Here is a 15,932-nt window from a genome sequence, read left to right on the forward strand (position 1 = left end):
TCGATGCCGAAGATCGCGCTCGACCCCACGCCGTACCACCACGACCTGTCGCTGCTGGAGTTCCCGCAGAAGGTCGCCGACCTCGGCTACGAGTACCTGCAGCTCACCCCGCACAAGGACTTCATCCCCTTCTACCGGCACCCCACGGCCGACGACGACCTCGTCGACGCGTTCGCCGCGGCGTGCACGACGGCCGGGGTCCAGGTCGCGTCGGTCCTGCCCGTCCTGCGTTGGGCCGGCCCGGACAAGGAGGCCCGCGAGGCCGCCGTCAAGAAGTGGAAGCGGGTCATCGAGATCACGAAGCGCCTGGGCGTGGACACGATCAACACGGAGTTCTCCGGCCGCCCGGAACGCGCTGAGGAGTCCGAGGACCAGTTCCACTGGGCGATGGAGGAGCTCCTGCCGATCATCGAGGACTCCGGCATCCGGGTCCTCATCGACCCGCACCCCGACGACTTCGTCGAGGACGGGCTCGAGGCGCTCCGGGTGATCCGCGGGCTGAACTCGAAGAGCATCGGCTTCGTCTACGTCGCCTGCCACACGTTCCACTACGGCGGCAACATGGACGAGATCATCGACGCCGCGGGCGACTCGCTGCAGCTCGTGCACGTCGCCGACGCGTACGACCACCACCGGTCGCACGGCCTGCGCTACATCACCAACCCGCCCGGCAACCCGGTCCGCGTACACCAGCACCTGCCGGTCGGCCAGGCGGACGTCGACTTCGACGCCTTCTGGGCCGCCCTCGACCGGGTCGGCTTCACGGCGCGCGAGGACACCGTCGCGGTGTCGAGCGTCTTCGCCGAGGACGAGAACGCCGACGAGGTCTCGCGCTTCCAGCTCGACACGATCAAGAAGGGACTCACACGATGACCGACACCCTCTCGTCACCGGCGACCACCGACGCCGACGTCCGACCCGTCACGCTGCAGGCCGCGTCGCAGACCGTGACCGCCCTGTGGAACGACTCCGCCGACCCGCGCGAACTGTCCACCGCGATCCACGAGTACGGCGCCGTCGGGGCGACCTGCAACCCGGTGATCGCGTACACCTGCATCAAGCAGGACCCGGAGACCTGGGTGCCGCGCATCCGCGAGATCGCCGCGGAGCACCCGACCGCGGGGGAGTCCTGGATCGGTTGGAAGGCCGTCGAGGAGCTCTCCATCGCGGCGGCCGAGCAGCTGCTGCCCGCGTTCGAGGCGTCCGGCGGCCGCAACGGTCGCCTGTCGATGCAGACCGACCCGCGGTTCCACCGCGACGCCGACGCCCTGGTCGAGCAGGCCGTGCGGTTCTCGCAGCTCGCCCCGAACATCATCGTGAAGATCCCCGCCACCAAGGTCGGCATCGCCGCGATCGAGGAGGCCGCTTACCGCGGGGTCTCGATCAACGCGACGGTGTCGTTCACGGTGCCGCAGGTCGTCGCCGTCGGTGAAGCCATCGAGCGTGCGCTCGACCGTCGTGCCGCCGACGGGCTGCCCGACCAGGAGTTCGGCCACGTCGTCACGCTGATGGCCGGCCGGTTCGACGATTGGTTGAAGACCGTCGTCAAGCGCGACCACGTCATGGTCGACCCCGGCATCCTCGAGTGGGCCGGCGTCGCCGCGGTGAAGAACGCCTACCGGGTGTTCCAGGAGCGTGGCTTCCGGTCGCGTGTGCTCGTCGCCGCCTTCCGGAACGCCTTGCAGTGGTCGGAGTTCCAGGGCGGGGACCTCGTCGTCTCGCCGCCGTTCCAGTGGACGAAGGACATCAACGCGAACGCGTTCCCGTTCCGTCCGGACGCCATCCACGACGAGGTACCGGCCGACGTCATCGCGGCCCTGCGCGCGGCGACGCCCGAGTTCGCGCGCGGGTACGACGTCGACGGCATGACGATCGACGAGTTCGACCGGTTCGGTGCCACGGTGACGACGCTGCGCCAGTTCCTCGACGCCGACGCGCAGCTCGACAACCTGGTGCGGGACATCATCTTCCCGCCGAACTGAGCCGAGCCACTTCGTGAGCAGAAGACGTCGGGTCGCCCCAGGTGACCCGACGTCTTCTGCTCACGGTCTTTGTACTGACAAACCACGAGCGATCCCGTACGATGGTTGGCGCGCTCCAATCGGCGCCCACGAACGAAGGAGTTCCCATGGACAGCATCGGTGTCGGCCTCATCTCGGTCGGCTGGATGGGGCGGCTGCACTCCCGCGCCTACCGCGCCCTGCCGGACCACTTCCCGGAGCTCGGCGTGCAGCCCCGGCTCGTCGTCGCCGCGGACCCGATCGAGGCCGCACGTGACCAGGCCGTCACCCGCCTGGGCTACGAGCGGGCGGTCGCCGACTACCACGAGGTCCTCGCCGACCCAGCCGTCGACGTCGTGTCGATCTGCTCGCCGAACTTCCTGCACCGCGAGATGGCGGTCGCCGCTGCCGAGGCCGGCAAGCCGTTCTGGATCGAGAAGCCGATGGGCCGCTACGCCAGCGACTCGCGGCAGATCCACGAGGCCGTCCAGCGCGCGGGCGTCATCACGAGCGTCGGGTTCAACTACCGGCACGCCCCCGCGATCGAGCGGGCGCGCGAACTCGTCCGCAGCGGCCGCCTCGGTCGGATCACGAACGTGCGCGGGTCGCTGCTCGCCGACTACTCGTCCGACCCTGCGGCGCCGCTGACCTGGCGCTTCGAGCGTGAGCGTGCCGGCTCGGGTGTGCTCGGCGACCTGCTGTCGCACGGCCTCGACCTGGCGCAGTACGTCGTCGGTCGGATCGCCAGTGTGAGCGCGCTCGCCGAGACCTTCATCCAGGAGCGCCCGAAGCCAGCCGCCGGCATCGTCGACCGGAGCGCCGCTGCCACCGGCGATCTCGGCCGCGTCGAGAACGAGGACTACGCCGCCCTGCTCTTCCGCTTCGAGGACGGCGCCGTCGGCACCATGGACTCGAGCCGCGTCATGCGGGGGCCGCACGCCGAGTACACGCTCGAGATCTACGGCACCAGGGGTTCGGTGCGGTGGGACTTCCAGCGTCTCAACGAGCTCGAGGTGTACCTCGACGGGCAAGAGGTGGACGGCTACGCCACGCACTACGTCGCCTCGGGTGACGGTGAGTTCGCGCGCTTCCAGCCCGGCGCCGGCACGGCCATGGGCTACGACGACCTGAAGACGATCGAGGCCGCCCAGTTCATCGCGAGCGTCCGTCGCGGGGAGCAGCTCGCCCCGTCGGTCGCCGACGGGCTGGCGGCTGCGTCCATCGTCGAGGCGGCGGAGGCGTCCCTTGCCGACGGCGCGTGGCACGACGTCGCGCGCGTCGACGGACCGCTCACCTACGCGGCGGCGACCCCCGTGCTCTAGACGGTCGCGGACGACGGACGGGAGGCGCGGTGCCAGCTGGCACTGCGCCTCCAGTCCGTCTGTTGCTGCGTCTCGATCCATGTTAGTTTGTCAGGACAAAGTCCCGAACTGCAGGAGGCACCATGCCGCTCGTCCGTATCGACCTCGCCACCGGCCGCACGCCGCAGGCGGTGCGCGCCATCGCCGACGCGATCCACCAGGCGATCGTCGACGTGTACGCGATCCCCGTGCGCGACCGGTTCCAGGTGATCACCGAGCACCCGGCGCAGCAGATCATCGCCGAGGACGCCGGCCTGGGGTTCGAGCGCACCGAGGGTGTCATCATGATCCAGGTCTTCACGCAGCGCGGGCGCACCGACGAGGCGAAGACGACGCTGTACGCGGCCATCCACGACGCCCTGGCGGCGATCGGTGTCGCGTCCGAGGACGTCTTCATCGGCTACGTCGAGAACGGCCCGCAGGACTGGTCGTTCGGCTTCGGCCGCGCCCAGTACGTGACCGGCGAGCTCGGCGTGCCCGCGCCGGCCTGAGGTGACGCAGGCGCGGGAGTGGGGTGGTCACGACACCCCGCTCAGTTCCGCCGAGTGGTCACGAAGTGTCGGCTGCCGGGCGTCCGGGCGACAGTTCGTGGCCACTCGGCGCATCGCCGACAGCGTGTCGTGCCCCCTTGACGAACTGCCTACTTGTCGACGAGGGTGACCTCGAACGAGTAGCGGTCGGGGCGGTAGCAGTGCACGCCGTACTCGACCGCGCGGCCCGAGGCGTCGTACGCGGTGCGGCTCATGGTGAGCACAGGGTCGCCGTCCTCGATCTCGAGCAGACCGGCCTCTTCGTCGGTGACCGCGCGGGCACCGATCCGCTGCTTCGCCACCCGCATCGTCACGCCGCGACCGCGGAGCAGCTGGTAGAGCCCGTGGTCCTGCAGGTCCTGGTCGGTGATCTCGAGGAACTCCGGCGGCAGGTAGTTCTCGAGGATCGCCATCGGGACGTCCTCGGCGAACCGCACGCGGCGGATGTGCGCGACGATCGTGCCGGGCTCGATGCTCAGGGCTGCGGCGACCTCGTCCGAGGCAGGGACGTCGTTGCGCTCGAGGAGTTTCGTCGCCGGTGCCTGTGACCCCTGGGCCAGGTCGTCGTACAGGCTCGTGAGCTCGACCTTGCGGGTCACCGGGCCGTGCACGACCTGTGTGCCGATGCCGCGGCGGCGGACGAGCAGACCCTTGTCGACGAGGTCCTGGATCGCCCGGCGGATCGTCGGGCGGGACAGCCCGAGGCGTTCGCCGAGCGCGATCTCGTTCTCGAGACGGGCGCCGGGAGGCATCACACCGGAGCGGATCGACTCCTCGATGCGCGAGGCCACCTGGAAGTAGAGGGGCATGGGACCCGACCGGTCCAGGTCCATGAACAGGTCGGACGGCAGCTGGCCTTCGTTGGTCATCGCGGTCCTTCGGGGAATTGCGGGTTCGGCATCGATGCCGAGGGATTGTCGTGACAATACCACCGGGTGCCCTGCTCCCCGGTGTGCCACTCCCGTCAGTGCTCGACCGCAGCCTTCAGCTTGGCGAGGCCCTTCTCGAAGTCGCCGCCGAGGAACTTGTCCATGTTGACGAACACCCCCATCACGCGCGACATCAGGTTCTGCGGGCTCGTCATCGACCAGACGACCCGCGTGCCGTCGGTCGCTTCGTGCAACCGGAACGCCACCGCGCTCGACGACTTGAACGGTGCGGTGAACTGCAGGTCGACGTCGACCTCGGTGGCATCGACCCGTGTGATCGCCATGGACCCGGCGCCGGCCTTGCGGTTGCCCTTCCAGGCGTACGTCGAGCCGACCGTCCCCGGCTCACCGGTGTACGTCCGCTGCAGCGCGGGATCCTGCCCCTCCCACGGCGACCACTCGACCCAGCGGTGCAGGTCTGCCAGGTACGGGGTGATGTCCGCGGCGCGAGCCGTGATGACGGTCTCGCGTTCGATCGTGGTGGGCGCAGCCATGCGCTGAGCGTAGTGCTGCTGTCGAGGCCGCGACAGGGACCTTCGGCTCGGCCGGCTCGGCCGGCTCGGCCGGCTCGGCCGGCTCGGCCGGCTCGGTCAGCTCAGTCGGCGAAGACCATCGGGCGGTTCGACAGCCGGGGCTGCGGCGTCGAGGCCTTGGGCTTCTCGGCTCGGGCCCGGACCGGGGCGATCGTCACGCGGGTCGCTGCACCCAGGGCCTCGACCGTGTCGGTGCCGTGGTGGCCGGCGGCGTGGATGACGATCGCGGCGCACGCCTCGGCATCGGCGGCGGCATCGTGGTGCTGGAAGCCCTCGAACCCGGCGGCCATGGCAGCCACGGGCAGTCGGTAGGAGTCGAGCGTGTAGGTCTTGCGGGCCACCGCGAGCGAGCACATCGAGTGGTGCTCGGCGAGGTCGATGCCCGTTGCCGAGCACCCACCGGCGATGACGCCCATGTCGAACCGAGCGTTGTGCGCGACCAGGACGTCACCCTCGGCGAAAGCCACGAGGTCGGGGTACTGCTGCTCCCACGTCTTCGCGCGGACGACGTCCTCGGCGACGATCCCGTGGATCCGGGTGTTCCACTCGAGGAACGCATCGTGTCCGAACGGCGGGCGGATGAACCACGACGCCCGGTCGACGACCCGGCCCGCGCGGACCTTGACCAGTCCGACGGAGCACGCACTGGCGGGCGAGCTGTTCGCGGTCTCGAAGTCGATCGCGGTGAAGTTCAACGGCACGGTTCCGATCGTCGCACGGGGCGCCGACATCGCCGGAAGCCGCCTCGGCGTTGCGGCCGGACGCTCAGCGGCGTCGTGCCGACCGGGAACCGCTGCGCCGACGTCGCGCCGTCGCGCGCCACGTCGCCGTCCGACGGGCTCGTTCGCGCTTCCAGTACGGCGCGAGCAGGGTCCCCACCATCTCGAACGCCACCGCGACGCCGTCCAGTCGCCAGCGCAGCGGCAGGCTCTCGACGTGTTCGGTGAGTCCGGCGGTCAGGTCGCCGGTGATGACCGGGAAGCCGGAGTCACGGGGGAGCGGGATCCCGCGGAAGCGGTCCTCCTCGGCGTAGTCGATCGTGTCGTCCTCGGGGTCGTAGACGACCAGGACGTCCGCCTCGAGCTCGGCCATCGCGTCGTGCAGCTGCTCGAGCTCAGCGCGGGAGGCCTGCTCGAGGGCGGCGAGGGTCTCCGGTGCGAAGCGCTGCCGGAGCCCCGGCGCTCCCATGCCCACCGAGTGCACACCGCGCTCGTCGCGTTCGAACCACATCGACGTCCTCCTGTTCCGTCGCCCGGTCCGGACGACGGGGACCACGCTGCCAGAAGCCGTCGCGGTGCGTTCCGGGCGGTAGCGTGCCCGGATGGGGAACGACGGAGACGGTCGGCCGCTCGTGCTGGTGCTCGCCGGGGCGGGCTACGGACAACAGGCGCCGCTGCTGTGGTGGTCACAGGCCATCGCGTCGGCGGCCGGGTGCGAGGTCGTGGCTCCAGCCTGGACCATCGACGACGACGCCGGAGCCAACCCGGTGGCGTTCGTCGAGGCCGCGATCGGGGCTGCGCTGGGCGATCGCCTACCCGACCTGGTCATCGCGAAGTCGTTCGGGTGCTTCGCCCTGCCGTGGGCGATCCGGAACGACGTGCCCGGGGTCTGGCTCACGCCGGTCCTCACACACGACGACGTGGCCACGGCGCTCGCCGCCGCCACCGACGCGCACGACGCGATCGGGGGTGGAGACGACACCATGTGGCGGCCCGAGCGGGTCTCGGGGACTGCTGCGCGCCTCCAGACCGTCGACCGTGCCGACCACTCGCTGCAGGTCGCCGGCGACTGGCGGCGCTCGCAGCGGCTGCAGGCCGACGTCTTCGACGTCGTCGAGCGCCGCGTCGCGGCCCTGGCCGCACACCAGACGGGCGGATAGCCTCCGCCGTTCTCAAGGACGGACTGGAGGCCCGGGTCGGCTCCGGCGGGCCGCCGCCGGTAGGCTCTTCTTCCGTGGCTCTCACCATCGGAATCGTCGGTCTCCCGAACGTCGGCAAGTCGACCCTGTTCAACGCCCTGACCAAGAACCAGGTCCTCGCCGCGAACTACCCGTTCGCGACGATCGAGCCGAACGTCGGGGTGGTGAACCTGCCCGACTCGCGGCTCGACCAGCTCGCCGAGCTCTTCCACTCGGAGAAGACCGTGCCCGCGCCGGTGTCGTTCGTCGACATCGCCGGCATCGTCAAGGGTGCGAGCGAGGGTGAAGGGCTCGGCAACAAGTTCCTCGCCAACATCCGCGAGGCCGACGCCATCGCGCAGGTCGTCCGCGGCTTCACCGACGACGACGTCGTGCACGTGGCAAACAAGGTGTCCCCGAAGGACGACCTCGAGGTCATCAACACCGAGCTGATCCTCGCCGACATGGAGACGATCGACAAGGCTCTGCCGCGGTACGAGAAGACCGTGAAGCTCAAGCAGGCCGAGCCGATCGTGCTCGAGACCGCTCGCGAGGCCCGTGCCGCGCTCGAGCAGGGCACCCTGCTTTCGGCCACCAAGATCGACCTCGCACCGATCGCCGAGCTCGGACTGCTGTCGGCCAAGCCCTTCATCTTCGTGTTCAACGTCGACGAGGCGATCCTGACCGACGACGCTCGCAAGGCCGAGCTGGCCGCGCTCGTCGCCCCGGCCCAGGCCGTGTTCCTCGACGCCCAGGTCGAGTCAGAGCTCATCGACCTCGACCCGGCCGACGCTGCCGAACTGCTCGAGTCGACCGGCCAGACCGAATCCGGACTCGACCAGCTCGCACGGATCGGCTTCGACACACTCGGGCTGCAGACCTACCTGACGGCCGGTCCGAAGGAAGCCCGCGCGTGGACGATCGGCAAGGGGTGGAAGGCACCCCAGGCTGCCGGCGTCATCCACACCGACTTCGAGAAGGGCTTCATCAAGGCCGAGGTCATCTCGTTCGGTGACCTGGTCGAGACCGGCTCCATCGCCGAGGCCCGCGCTGCCGGCAAGGCCCGCATCGAGGGCAAGGACTACGTCATGCAGGACGGCGACGTGGTGGAGTTCCGCTTCAACAACTGACCTCGCCGTGGGTGCGCCAGGATGCGCGCATGACGAACCCACAGGCAGGTTGGTACGACGACGGTTCCGGCGCGATGCGGTGGTGGGACGGCTCGGCGTGGACGGAGCAGGTGCAGCCGAAGGCACCGGGCGCGCCCGGTATCGGCGGAGTGATCGACCGTATCCAAGCGGAGGCCGCGGCAGGCGGACAGCCTCGGCCGGCGCAGAACGGCATGAGCTACGTCGTCCTGCAGGTGGTCCTGCGGGAGAAGTTCTTCGGGACGGGATCCGGCAACCTCACCGAGCTGGAGAAGGCGATCAACGCACAGGCGGCGCTCGGCTACCGGCTGCACACGATCACGACGGCCTCGTCGGGCAGTACTGGGTTCGGTGGCGGAGACCGACTGCAGGCGACCATGGTGTTCGAGCGGATCAACTGAGTCGATCCACGCCCGGAGCAATGAGCTCGGCTCAGTCGACTAGCGCGATGATGACCGCTGGGACGCGGTGCTCGATCGCCTCCCAGATGATCTCCTTCCGCGCCTGCCGGTAGTCGTGCGAGAGGATGTTTCGCGTCTTCCTGACAGCGGCGAGCGACAGGTCGGACGGAAGTCGGGCTTCCCTGTCGGCGGGAAGACGTCCAAGCAGGTCGTCGAAGTGGATGATGACGGCCTCAGCCGCTCGATACGTCAGGCTCCGAGTTGCGTCGAACTCGACGCGGCCGTGTTCGACGATCTGCGAACATTCGGCGAGCAAGTCGAGGAAGCTCGCCTGCAGCGACGGCCAGCGGTCTGCTGAGTCGGCTGAATCGCGATCAACGCGTTGCCGTGGGGTGAACCGGGGCGATGGGGTCACAGCGGCACTGCTTCGTCGAGCACGTGCGCGAAGTGCTCGTCGTCCTCGAGGTCGTCGGTGAGGACGTCGACGTCGAAGCCCGTGATGGTCTCGACCTCGTGGGCGAAGCCGCCGAGGTCGAACAGTGATGCGGCTGGGGTCAGGTGTACGAGCAGGTCGATGTCGCTGTGCTCGGTGTCCTGCCCGCGGAGCGTGGAACCGAAGACGCGAACGTTCTCGAGGTGGAACCGCTTCGCCTCGTCGAGGATCGCGTCGGCGTAGACGGCAAGAGGGATGCTCGGGCGCGTGTGCGCAGCAGTGAGGATCCGCTGGAGCGACTCGAGCCGCGGCTGCTTGCGTCCGCTCTCGTACGCGGAGATGGTCGGCTGCTGCATCCCGGCGGCGGCGGCGAGGCTGGTCTGTGAGAGGCCCAGGTCCTCGCGGGCAGCGCGGATGAGTTCTGCTGCACGTTCGACTCGCATGGGCACCTCCATCTATAGCTCTCGACTATAGATGTGTCGCGCTCGCTCGGGAAGGTGTGCGGTGGACTAGATTCGGCACGTCCGAGCGCCCGAGGAGGCCCCCATGTCGTACGTCGTCGACTTCGTGAACGTGTCCACGGTGGGTCTCGAGTCCTCGCCGGTCGCCGACGCACTCGCCGGGCTCCGGGCCAACGAGGCGCGGTACTTCGCGAACAAGTACGACCACGTGTTCACCACGCACGCCGCAGCTGACGTGCCGGACCTCGTCGCCTACGTGCGGCGGGTCCTCGAAGAGGAACGCGGGCTGGTCATCGCGTCACCACCGCTCGAAGCCACGGAAGCGCTCGTCGACGGCGTGCGCTGGACGTACGTGTTCTACGAGTCCGGCCTGGCGATCAACGTGCTCTACACGCTCGAACCGGGCGGCAAGCGTGCGGTCGGCTTCAAGCTCTCCGACGGCATGGACGTGCCCGAGGAACTCGCCGACAAGTTCAAGTTCGCGCGGCAGAAGTCGAAGCTCGCCGGCACGATCCGCGGCTCGTTCTTCGTGGTGAAGGGCGAGTACTGACGTCGCGAAGCAGCCGTGCATGCAAAGTGTTTGGTACGGCAGGCAACGCTGATCGAGCCTGGTCACCACGAACCGGTGATGAAGGGCAGGGCGTGGGCTATGACGGCGACTCTGGTGAAGACTGCGGTGATGCACGGCCTGTACGTCGGGTTCACGGGGGACAGCTCCCGAGCGCGGGCGATGCGGGAACTGTTGAACGAGAGGCGGGCGTCAGCGGCGCAGCGAGCGGCAGCCGAGGAGAGGCGGACGCCAACGTTCTCAACATCGCTGCAACGGAGATGTTCAGTGGACCGGTAGCGTCTCCACGCGTCCTGGCCGAGTACGAGCGGCTCGTTCCGGGAGCGGCCGAGCGGATGATCGGCTGCCACCTCCGCTCCGAAGCGGTCGCTGCTGACGCCGTCGAGCGTCTGAGCAGAGCGGAGGCAGTCGCCGTCCTGACGGGTGTCATCGGTGCGCAGGTGCTCACCGTCGGAGCGCTCATCGCGGGGGCGATCCTCATCTCGGCCGGTCACACCGTCGGAGCGCTCGCAGCGATCGTGCCCGGCGTGCTCGGGGCGGCATCGCAGGTCGTCGCTGCGGCCCGTCGAGGTGTGTGACCGTCGCACGGCCGGTCGCAGGTACGACGAAGCGCCGCCGGGACAGCCCGGCGGCGCTTCGTGTTCGTCCTGGTGGAGCCTAGGCCGCGAGGGCCATGTCGCCTGCGTGCACGGACTGTGCCTGCAGCAGGGTCCGGCTGGCCTCGCCGGCCCAGGAGCGGCCCGGGACGGTCCAGCCGGCCTCGCCGACGGCATCCAGACGGGTGCCGCGGGTGACGAAGGTCTGCAGGTCGTCGGCCGCGATGCGGACGAGGTACTCGCGCTGCGAGCGGTCGTCACGCACGGGGAACTCGGCGATGCGGTCGGGGGTGATCGTCGGGGCCGCGAGTGCGGTCCCGAACACGGTGATTCGTTCGTTGCTGGTCATGGTGCTGTACTTCCTGGTCATTCGGCGCCAGGGCGACTCGGTGTCGGCGGACGTCTCAGTCCGGCGCGGCGCATCGAGTGCGGGGCGCGCACGTCGAGTTTCAACGTGCTGCTGATCCGTTCGGATCAAGCGGTGGTCTCGGTTGGAATGCGACTCGGGTGAGTCGGTGTCGAGACGTTGGTGTGCGCGAGTCAGATGGGTTCGCTGCAGTGCACCAAAGAAACACTATACGGGCCCGATGCCGAGAAGTCCAGCGGACCGGCAGATCGACTCAGGAGGCCAGGAACGCGTCCCATCGCGAGCCACCCGCAGCCACGTTGCCGGAGCCGTCGAGCCGAGCGGCGGTCGAGGACGGCTTGCGCGAAGCCTGCGCGTGGATGAGTTCGTCGAACGTGCCGGAGAACCCGAGGCGGGGCAGTGCGGTGGCGACGGCGTGCAGGTCGTCGGTGGACCACCGCGAGAACCCGGCCCCGGAGACGTCGAGCGAGGTGGCGACCTCGAGCAGGTGCCCCTCCACGTCGACCGCGGGGTCGACGGAGGTCCACATGTGCCGCTCGATGACCTCGCCGACGCGTCGAGCGCGCGCTGCGTCCCACCCGGCGCCGAGGGCGAAGACGGAGCCCACGGCACCACCAGCGTCTTCGAACGGCACGTCGTGGGCATCGAACGACGGTGTGACGCCGAGGTCGTGCAGCATCGTCGCGACGAACAGCAGCTCGGGGTCGGGCTCGAGGTCGACGGTCGGGGCGAGCAGGACCGCCCACGCCCACGAGCGCAGGCAGTGGTTCACCAGGGCGGGGGAGGACCAGGTGCGGACGACGTCCAACGCCCGTGCGGCGACGGGGGAGGGCGGGGTGAGCAGGGCTTCGACGTCGAGCGACATGGCACGACAGTAGCGGTGCGACGGAGCCGTAACGGCGCGGAAACGTGCCGGGCCCGAGCCGGAAACAGCGCACCGTTAGCTTTCGGATCACTGAGTACCCGCTCAGCACCCGACCTCCTCCCGAAGGACCTGCACCCATGCAGCACCGCCTCCGGCTGCGCCCCCGCGCGACGATCGTGTCCTCGACACTCGTCGCCGCCGGGGCGATCGGCCTCGCCGCCCTGACCGCCTCGCCGGCCCAGGCAGCACCGACCGCGACGACCGCGACCATCGACGCCCCCGCCACCGCGACCGTCGGCACCGCCTTCGACGTCGACCTGACGATCCCGGCGACGACCGACGTCTATGCCTACGAGATCACCCTCAATGCCGACGCGGACTCCGTGTCGTACGTGGAGGACAGCGTCACCGGTCCCGACGGCGGCTTCGACAGCGTCGAGCAGGACGGCGACGCCCTGACGATCGTGCACACCCGCCTCGGGACGTCCCCGGCGCTCGACGGCGACCTCGCTGCCTCGATCGGCCTGACGCCGACCGCACCGGGCAGCGTCGACCTGGCGGTCACGAGCATCACGCTCGTCGGCTCCGACGGCACCTCGACGACGCTCACCGACCCGGCGAGCACCTCGATCTCGATCGCTGCAGCGGCGACGGCCACCCCGACGCCCACCCCGACGGCCACGCCCACCCCGGGCGCCACCGCCACGGCCGACCCGGGCGCTGGCACGGGCGACCCTGACCCGACGACCACCGCCGGCCCGAGCGACCCCTCCGACCCGACCAGCGGCGCCACCGCCGTGGCCGCAGCGGGTGGTGACCGTCCGACCGGCGGCGAACTCGCCTGGACCGGCGCCGACGTCGCCCCGTGGATCGCCGCGTCGCTGGCCCTCCTCGCCGCTGGCGGGACCCTGATCACCCTGCGTGCGCGCCGCGCCCGCCGCGAGCGCACCGGAGCAGCAGAATGACCGCCACCAAGCCGGACGCCAGCAAGCAGGCGATCACCAAGCCGGACCCCAGCACGAAGCACGCCCGGAAGCGCACGGCCGTCGCCGGCGCCTCGCTCATCGCCCTCGTCGGCACCGTCCTCGCCGCGACCCCCGCGATCACCGCCGCAGCAGCACCGGCAGCCGTGGACGCCAGCCCCGCCGCGATGCTCGCGCCGTACTACACGGACCTCGACCTGACCGGCGACGACCAGGTCACGAAGGCCGACCTCGCGGTGCTCACCGAGCACCTCGGGGCCACGAGCGCCAGCGGTGACTGGGCGACGGTCAGCGCCGCGGACACCGACGCCGACGGCACGATCACCGTCGCGGACATCGCGGCGCTGTCCCAGCGGATGATCTACGACGACGGCCCGTTCACGCTCGTCGAGGCGTCCACCATCGACATGCAGGCTGCGATGAACGCCGGGGTCACCACCTCGGTCGCCATCACGCAGGACTACCTCGACCGCATCGCCGCGTACGACCGCACGAAGGTCGACTCCGCGTCGACCGGCCGTGCGCTCAACTCGATCGTCACGACGAACGCCGAGGCCCTCGCCGCCGCGAAGACGGCGGACACCGAGCGTGCCGAGCACGGCATGACGAGCATGCTGCTCGGCGTGCCGATCGCGGTGAAGGACAACTACGACACCAAGGACATGCCGACCACGGGCGGCTGCGGCTGCTGGGACGACAACCAGACCGACACCGACGCCACCATGGTCGCCGGACTGCGCGGTGCCGGTGCGGTGATCCTCGCCAAGGCCAGCCTCGACGAGTTCGCCTACGGCTTCGTCTCGGAGTTCTCGTCGAACCAGCCCGCCGGTTCGTCCCTGCTGGTCGCCAGCCCGTACAACACGGCGCAGACCGCCGGTGGCTCCAGCGGTGGGACCGGTGCGGCGATCGCGGCGAACCTCGCCGGCATCGGGTTCGGCACCGACACTGGGGGCTCGATCCGCATCCCGTCGACGTACAACCAGCTCGTCGGCATCCGCCCGACGGTCGGCCTGGCCAGCCGCGACGGCATCATCCCGCTCGCACTGTCGCAGGACACCGGCGGGCCCATCGCCCGCTCGGTGACCGACGCGGCCGTCGCGCTCGACGCCGTCACCGGCGTGGACGCGGCCGACCCCGTCACGAGCGCGCAGTCCGGCAGGGTGCCGACCTCGTACACGTCCTCGCTCGACGCGGACTCGCTCGACGGCGCCCGCATCGGCTACGTCACGAGCATGGTCGGCACGAACGCCACGGCCAAGCGACTGTTCGACGCGTCCGTCGCGAAGCTCGAGGCCGCTGGGGCGACCGTCGTCCCGATCACCGCGACGACGGCCTTCAACCGGGTCCTGTCCGAGGGCAGCGGCAGCACGAACGAGTTCAAGCACGACCTGGACGAGTACGTCGCGAAGCACCTCGACCCCGACGTGACCGCCCGGTCCCTGCAGGGCATCCTGGCCTCGGGCGAGTACGTGCCGAGCCGCAAGTCGACCTACGAGTCCCGCGACCTGATCACCGACGCGCAGTACCAGGCGTGGGCCGGGCCGACGGGGTCGCACACGACGCAGCTCGCCACCGGCAAGCAGCTCGTCACGCAGATGCTCGACGACCAGGACCTCGACTCGCTCATCTACCCGTCGGGCACGCCCTACGGCACGCAGTCGACGAACATGCGTCTGAGCCCGAACACCGGCATGCCGGCGATCACCGTCCCGATGGGGCAGGCGACCGCGGCCGACGGCACGATCACCGGCGCCGGCGTGAACCTCGAGTTCCTCGGTCGCTCGTTCGACGAGAGCACGCTGATCGGCCTCGGTTACGCCTTCGAGCAGGAGACGAAGGCGCGCACCACGCCCGCGCTGTACCCGGCGCTCGGCTGAGCTGAGCGGGTCGCGATCGCGACCGCAGGACGGACGGGCGCGCCCCGCTCAGCGGCAACGCGAAGCGTTGCGCGGGGCGCGCCGACCGAGCCTGCGAGGGAGGGGGCGACACCGCCACGGGCCTCCCGTCCGTCTGCTCCGTCAGTTCAGGGTCGGGGTGTCCTCCGGCACGACGCCGTCGGCGTACAGGTCGGTCGCCAGGTCGCGGAGCGCGCGCAGCGCGACGCGCTGCGTGAGCGGACCGTAGGAGATGCGGGCGACGCCGAGGGCCTCGTACTCGGCGGCGGGCAGGGCTCCCGGCAGGCCGATGACCGACAGCTTGCCGCGGCCGAGGCCGGCGACGAGCTGCTCCACGACGTCGCGCTGGATCGCACCGGGCACGAAGACGAGCGCGGCGCCGTTGTCGAGGAACGCCCTGCCGCGGGCGATGGCGTCCGCGATGCTCTCGTCGATCGGACGGTCGCCGCCGCGGGCGATCGCATCGGTGCGGGCGTTCAACTGGAAGTCGACGCCCTCGGCCTGGGCAGCGGCCGTGATCGCGGCGACCCGGGCGACGGCCTCGTCGAAGGGACGCAGGCGGTCCTCGACGTTGGCGCCGACGATGCCCGAGCCGATCGCGCGGCGGATGGTCTCGGCCGGGTCCTCGTAGCCGTCGTCGAGGTCAGCGGTGACCGGCAGGTCGGTCGCGGCGGCCACGATTGCGGCACCCGACAGCGCGAGGTCGAGGGGCATCCCGCCGTCCTCGTACCCGTACGACGCGGCGATCGAGTGCCCCGCGGTGGCGATCGCCTTCGTGCCGGGCAGGTCGCTGACGACCTTCGCGGTGATCGCGTCCCACACGTTCACGACGCGGAGGATCTCCGGGGCTTCGTGCAGCTGCTTGAGGGTGGTGGCCTTGTCGGCGATGCTCGTGCTCATGGGACCGACAGTAGGCGGGGCGACGCCCCGCGTCCCAGGGTGCGCGGAAGACGACGCTGGATGAC

The 15,932-nt window shown here is 70.1% G+C and carries 20 protein-coding genes; 11 read left to right on the top strand and 9 right to left on the bottom strand.

Annotation, left to right across the window (positions count from 1 at the left end):
- Positions 1–3 precede the first annotated feature (3 nt).
- The 4 genes from ACIPV1_RS10200 to ACIPV1_RS10215 all read left to right on the top strand — a co-directional run bounded on the left by ACIPV1_RS10200 (position 4) and on the right by ACIPV1_RS10215 (position 3,852).
- Entirely contained in the window at positions 4–873 is an 870-nt protein-coding gene (locus ACIPV1_RS10200) for a sugar phosphate isomerase/epimerase (protein ID WP_123938993.1), read from the top strand.
- On the top strand, positions 870–1,982 hold the full coding sequence (locus ACIPV1_RS10205) for a transaldolase family protein (protein ID WP_402726306.1): 1,113 nt from the start codon (positions 870–872) through the stop codon (positions 1,980–1,982). The genes ACIPV1_RS10200 and ACIPV1_RS10205 overlap by 4 nt, the downstream gene beginning before the upstream one ends.
- Before the next feature lie 146 nt (positions 1,983–2,128).
- Positions 2,129–3,322, top strand: coding sequence for a Gfo/Idh/MocA family protein (locus ACIPV1_RS10210; protein ID WP_123938992.1), 1,194 nt, complete (start codon positions 2,129–2,131; stop codon positions 3,320–3,322).
- A gap of 122 nt (positions 3,323–3,444) precedes the next feature.
- Positions 3,445–3,852: a tautomerase family protein gene (locus ACIPV1_RS10215; RefSeq protein ID WP_123938991.1), complete on the top strand. Its 408-nt coding sequence runs from the start codon at positions 3,445–3,447 to the stop codon at positions 3,850–3,852.
- A 149-nt stretch (positions 3,853–4,001) separates the two neighbouring features.
- Here ACIPV1_RS10215 and ACIPV1_RS10220 read toward each other — a convergent pair whose 3' ends face one another.
- The 4 genes from ACIPV1_RS10220 to ACIPV1_RS10235 form a co-directional block, all read right to left on the bottom strand.
- Positions 4,002–4,760, bottom strand: a complete 759-nt coding sequence (locus ACIPV1_RS10220) for a GntR family transcriptional regulator (RefSeq protein WP_123294141.1) — start codon at positions 4,758–4,760, stop codon at positions 4,002–4,004.
- Between the two features lie 95 nt (positions 4,761–4,855).
- Positions 4,856–5,314, bottom strand: coding sequence for an SRPBCC family protein (locus ACIPV1_RS10225; protein ID WP_402726307.1), 459 nt, complete (start codon positions 5,312–5,314; stop codon positions 4,856–4,858).
- A gap of 101 nt (positions 5,315–5,415) precedes the next feature.
- On the bottom strand, positions 5,416–6,054 hold the full coding sequence (locus tag ACIPV1_RS10230) for an exonuclease domain-containing protein (protein ID WP_123294211.1): 639 nt from the start codon (positions 6,052–6,054) through the stop codon (positions 5,416–5,418).
- 64 nt (positions 6,055–6,118) lie between these two features.
- Positions 6,119–6,583: a hypothetical protein gene (locus ACIPV1_RS10235; RefSeq protein ID WP_132099571.1), complete on the bottom strand. Its 465-nt coding sequence runs from the start codon at positions 6,581–6,583 to the stop codon at positions 6,119–6,121.
- A 91-nt stretch (positions 6,584–6,674) separates the two neighbouring features.
- On the opposite strand from ACIPV1_RS10235, the gene ACIPV1_RS10240 reads away from it, so the two are divergent.
- The 3 genes from ACIPV1_RS10240 to ACIPV1_RS10250 all read left to right on the top strand — a co-directional run bounded on the left by ACIPV1_RS10240 (position 6,675) and on the right by ACIPV1_RS10250 (position 8,799).
- Positions 6,675–7,232: a hypothetical protein gene (locus ACIPV1_RS10240; protein ID WP_402726308.1), complete on the top strand. Its 558-nt coding sequence runs from the start codon at positions 6,675–6,677 to the stop codon at positions 7,230–7,232.
- Positions 7,233–7,306: 74 nt separating this feature from the next.
- Entirely contained in the window at positions 7,307–8,380 is a 1,074-nt protein-coding gene (ychF, locus tag ACIPV1_RS10245; RefSeq protein ID WP_131845308.1) for a redox-regulated ATPase YchF, read from the top strand.
- 29 nt (positions 8,381–8,409) lie between these two features.
- Positions 8,410–8,799 carry a DUF2510 domain-containing protein gene (locus ACIPV1_RS10250; protein WP_123938987.1) on the top strand — a complete coding sequence of 130 codons (390 nt, stop codon included), beginning with the start codon at positions 8,410–8,412 and terminating at the stop codon, positions 8,797–8,799.
- Between the two features lie 31 nt (positions 8,800–8,830).
- Here ACIPV1_RS10250 and ACIPV1_RS10255 read toward each other — a convergent pair whose 3' ends face one another.
- Together ACIPV1_RS10255 and ACIPV1_RS10260 are read right to left on the bottom strand one after the other, a co-directional pair.
- Positions 8,831–9,214: a HepT-like ribonuclease domain-containing protein gene (locus tag ACIPV1_RS10255; RefSeq protein ID WP_123938986.1), complete on the bottom strand. Its 384-nt coding sequence runs from the start codon at positions 9,212–9,214 to the stop codon at positions 8,831–8,833.
- Positions 9,211–9,675 (bottom strand): XRE family transcriptional regulator, encoded by a 465-nt coding sequence (locus tag ACIPV1_RS10260; protein ID WP_123938985.1) that lies wholly within the window; start codon positions 9,673–9,675, stop codon positions 9,211–9,213. The genes ACIPV1_RS10255 and ACIPV1_RS10260 overlap by 4 nt, the downstream gene beginning before the upstream one ends.
- Positions 9,676–9,778: 103 nt before the next feature.
- Between ACIPV1_RS10260 and ACIPV1_RS10265 the strand changes: the two genes are divergently transcribed.
- Positions 9,779–10,243 (top strand): phage tail protein, encoded by a 465-nt coding sequence (locus ACIPV1_RS10265; RefSeq protein ID WP_123294134.1) that lies wholly within the window; start codon positions 9,779–9,781, stop codon positions 10,241–10,243.
- Positions 10,244–10,596: 353 nt separating this feature from the next.
- Positions 10,597–10,839: a hypothetical protein gene (locus tag ACIPV1_RS10270; protein WP_111084948.1), complete on the top strand. Its 243-nt coding sequence runs from the start codon at positions 10,597–10,599 to the stop codon at positions 10,837–10,839.
- Between the two features lie 79 nt (positions 10,840–10,918).
- Here ACIPV1_RS10270 and ACIPV1_RS10275 read toward each other — a convergent pair whose 3' ends face one another.
- A complete protein-coding gene (locus tag ACIPV1_RS10275) occupies positions 10,919–11,206 on the bottom strand; it encodes a hypothetical protein (protein WP_111084949.1) in 288 nt (95 codons plus the stop codon).
- Between the two features lie 271 nt (positions 11,207–11,477).
- The gene (locus ACIPV1_RS10280; protein ID WP_402726309.1) at positions 11,478–12,089 is read right to left on the bottom strand and encodes an HD domain-containing protein; all 612 of its coding nucleotides are present in this window, start codon (positions 12,087–12,089) and stop codon (positions 11,478–11,480) included.
- A 137-nt stretch (positions 12,090–12,226) separates the two neighbouring features.
- On the opposite strand from ACIPV1_RS10280, the gene ACIPV1_RS10285 reads away from it, so the two are divergent.
- Positions 12,227–13,054, top strand: coding sequence for a hypothetical protein (locus ACIPV1_RS10285; protein ID WP_123938982.1), 828 nt, complete (start codon positions 12,227–12,229; stop codon positions 13,052–13,054).
- A complete protein-coding gene (locus tag ACIPV1_RS10290; protein ID WP_123938981.1) occupies positions 13,051–14,949 on the top strand; it encodes an amidase family protein in 1,899 nt (632 codons plus the stop codon). Before ACIPV1_RS10285 ends, ACIPV1_RS10290 begins: the two co-directional genes overlap by 4 nt.
- Positions 14,950–15,090: 141 nt before the next feature.
- On the opposite strand, the gene ACIPV1_RS10295 is transcribed toward ACIPV1_RS10290, so the two are convergent.
- Entirely contained in the window at positions 15,091–15,867 is a 777-nt protein-coding gene (locus ACIPV1_RS10295) for an isocitrate lyase/phosphoenolpyruvate mutase family protein (RefSeq protein WP_123938980.1), read from the bottom strand.
- Positions 15,868–15,932: the final 65 nt, after the last annotated feature.

Origin of the sequence: Curtobacterium sp. NPDC089991 (genome assembly GCF_044748425.1) — a bacterium.
Taxonomy (GTDB): Bacteria; Actinomycetota; Actinomycetes; order Actinomycetales; family Microbacteriaceae; genus Curtobacterium.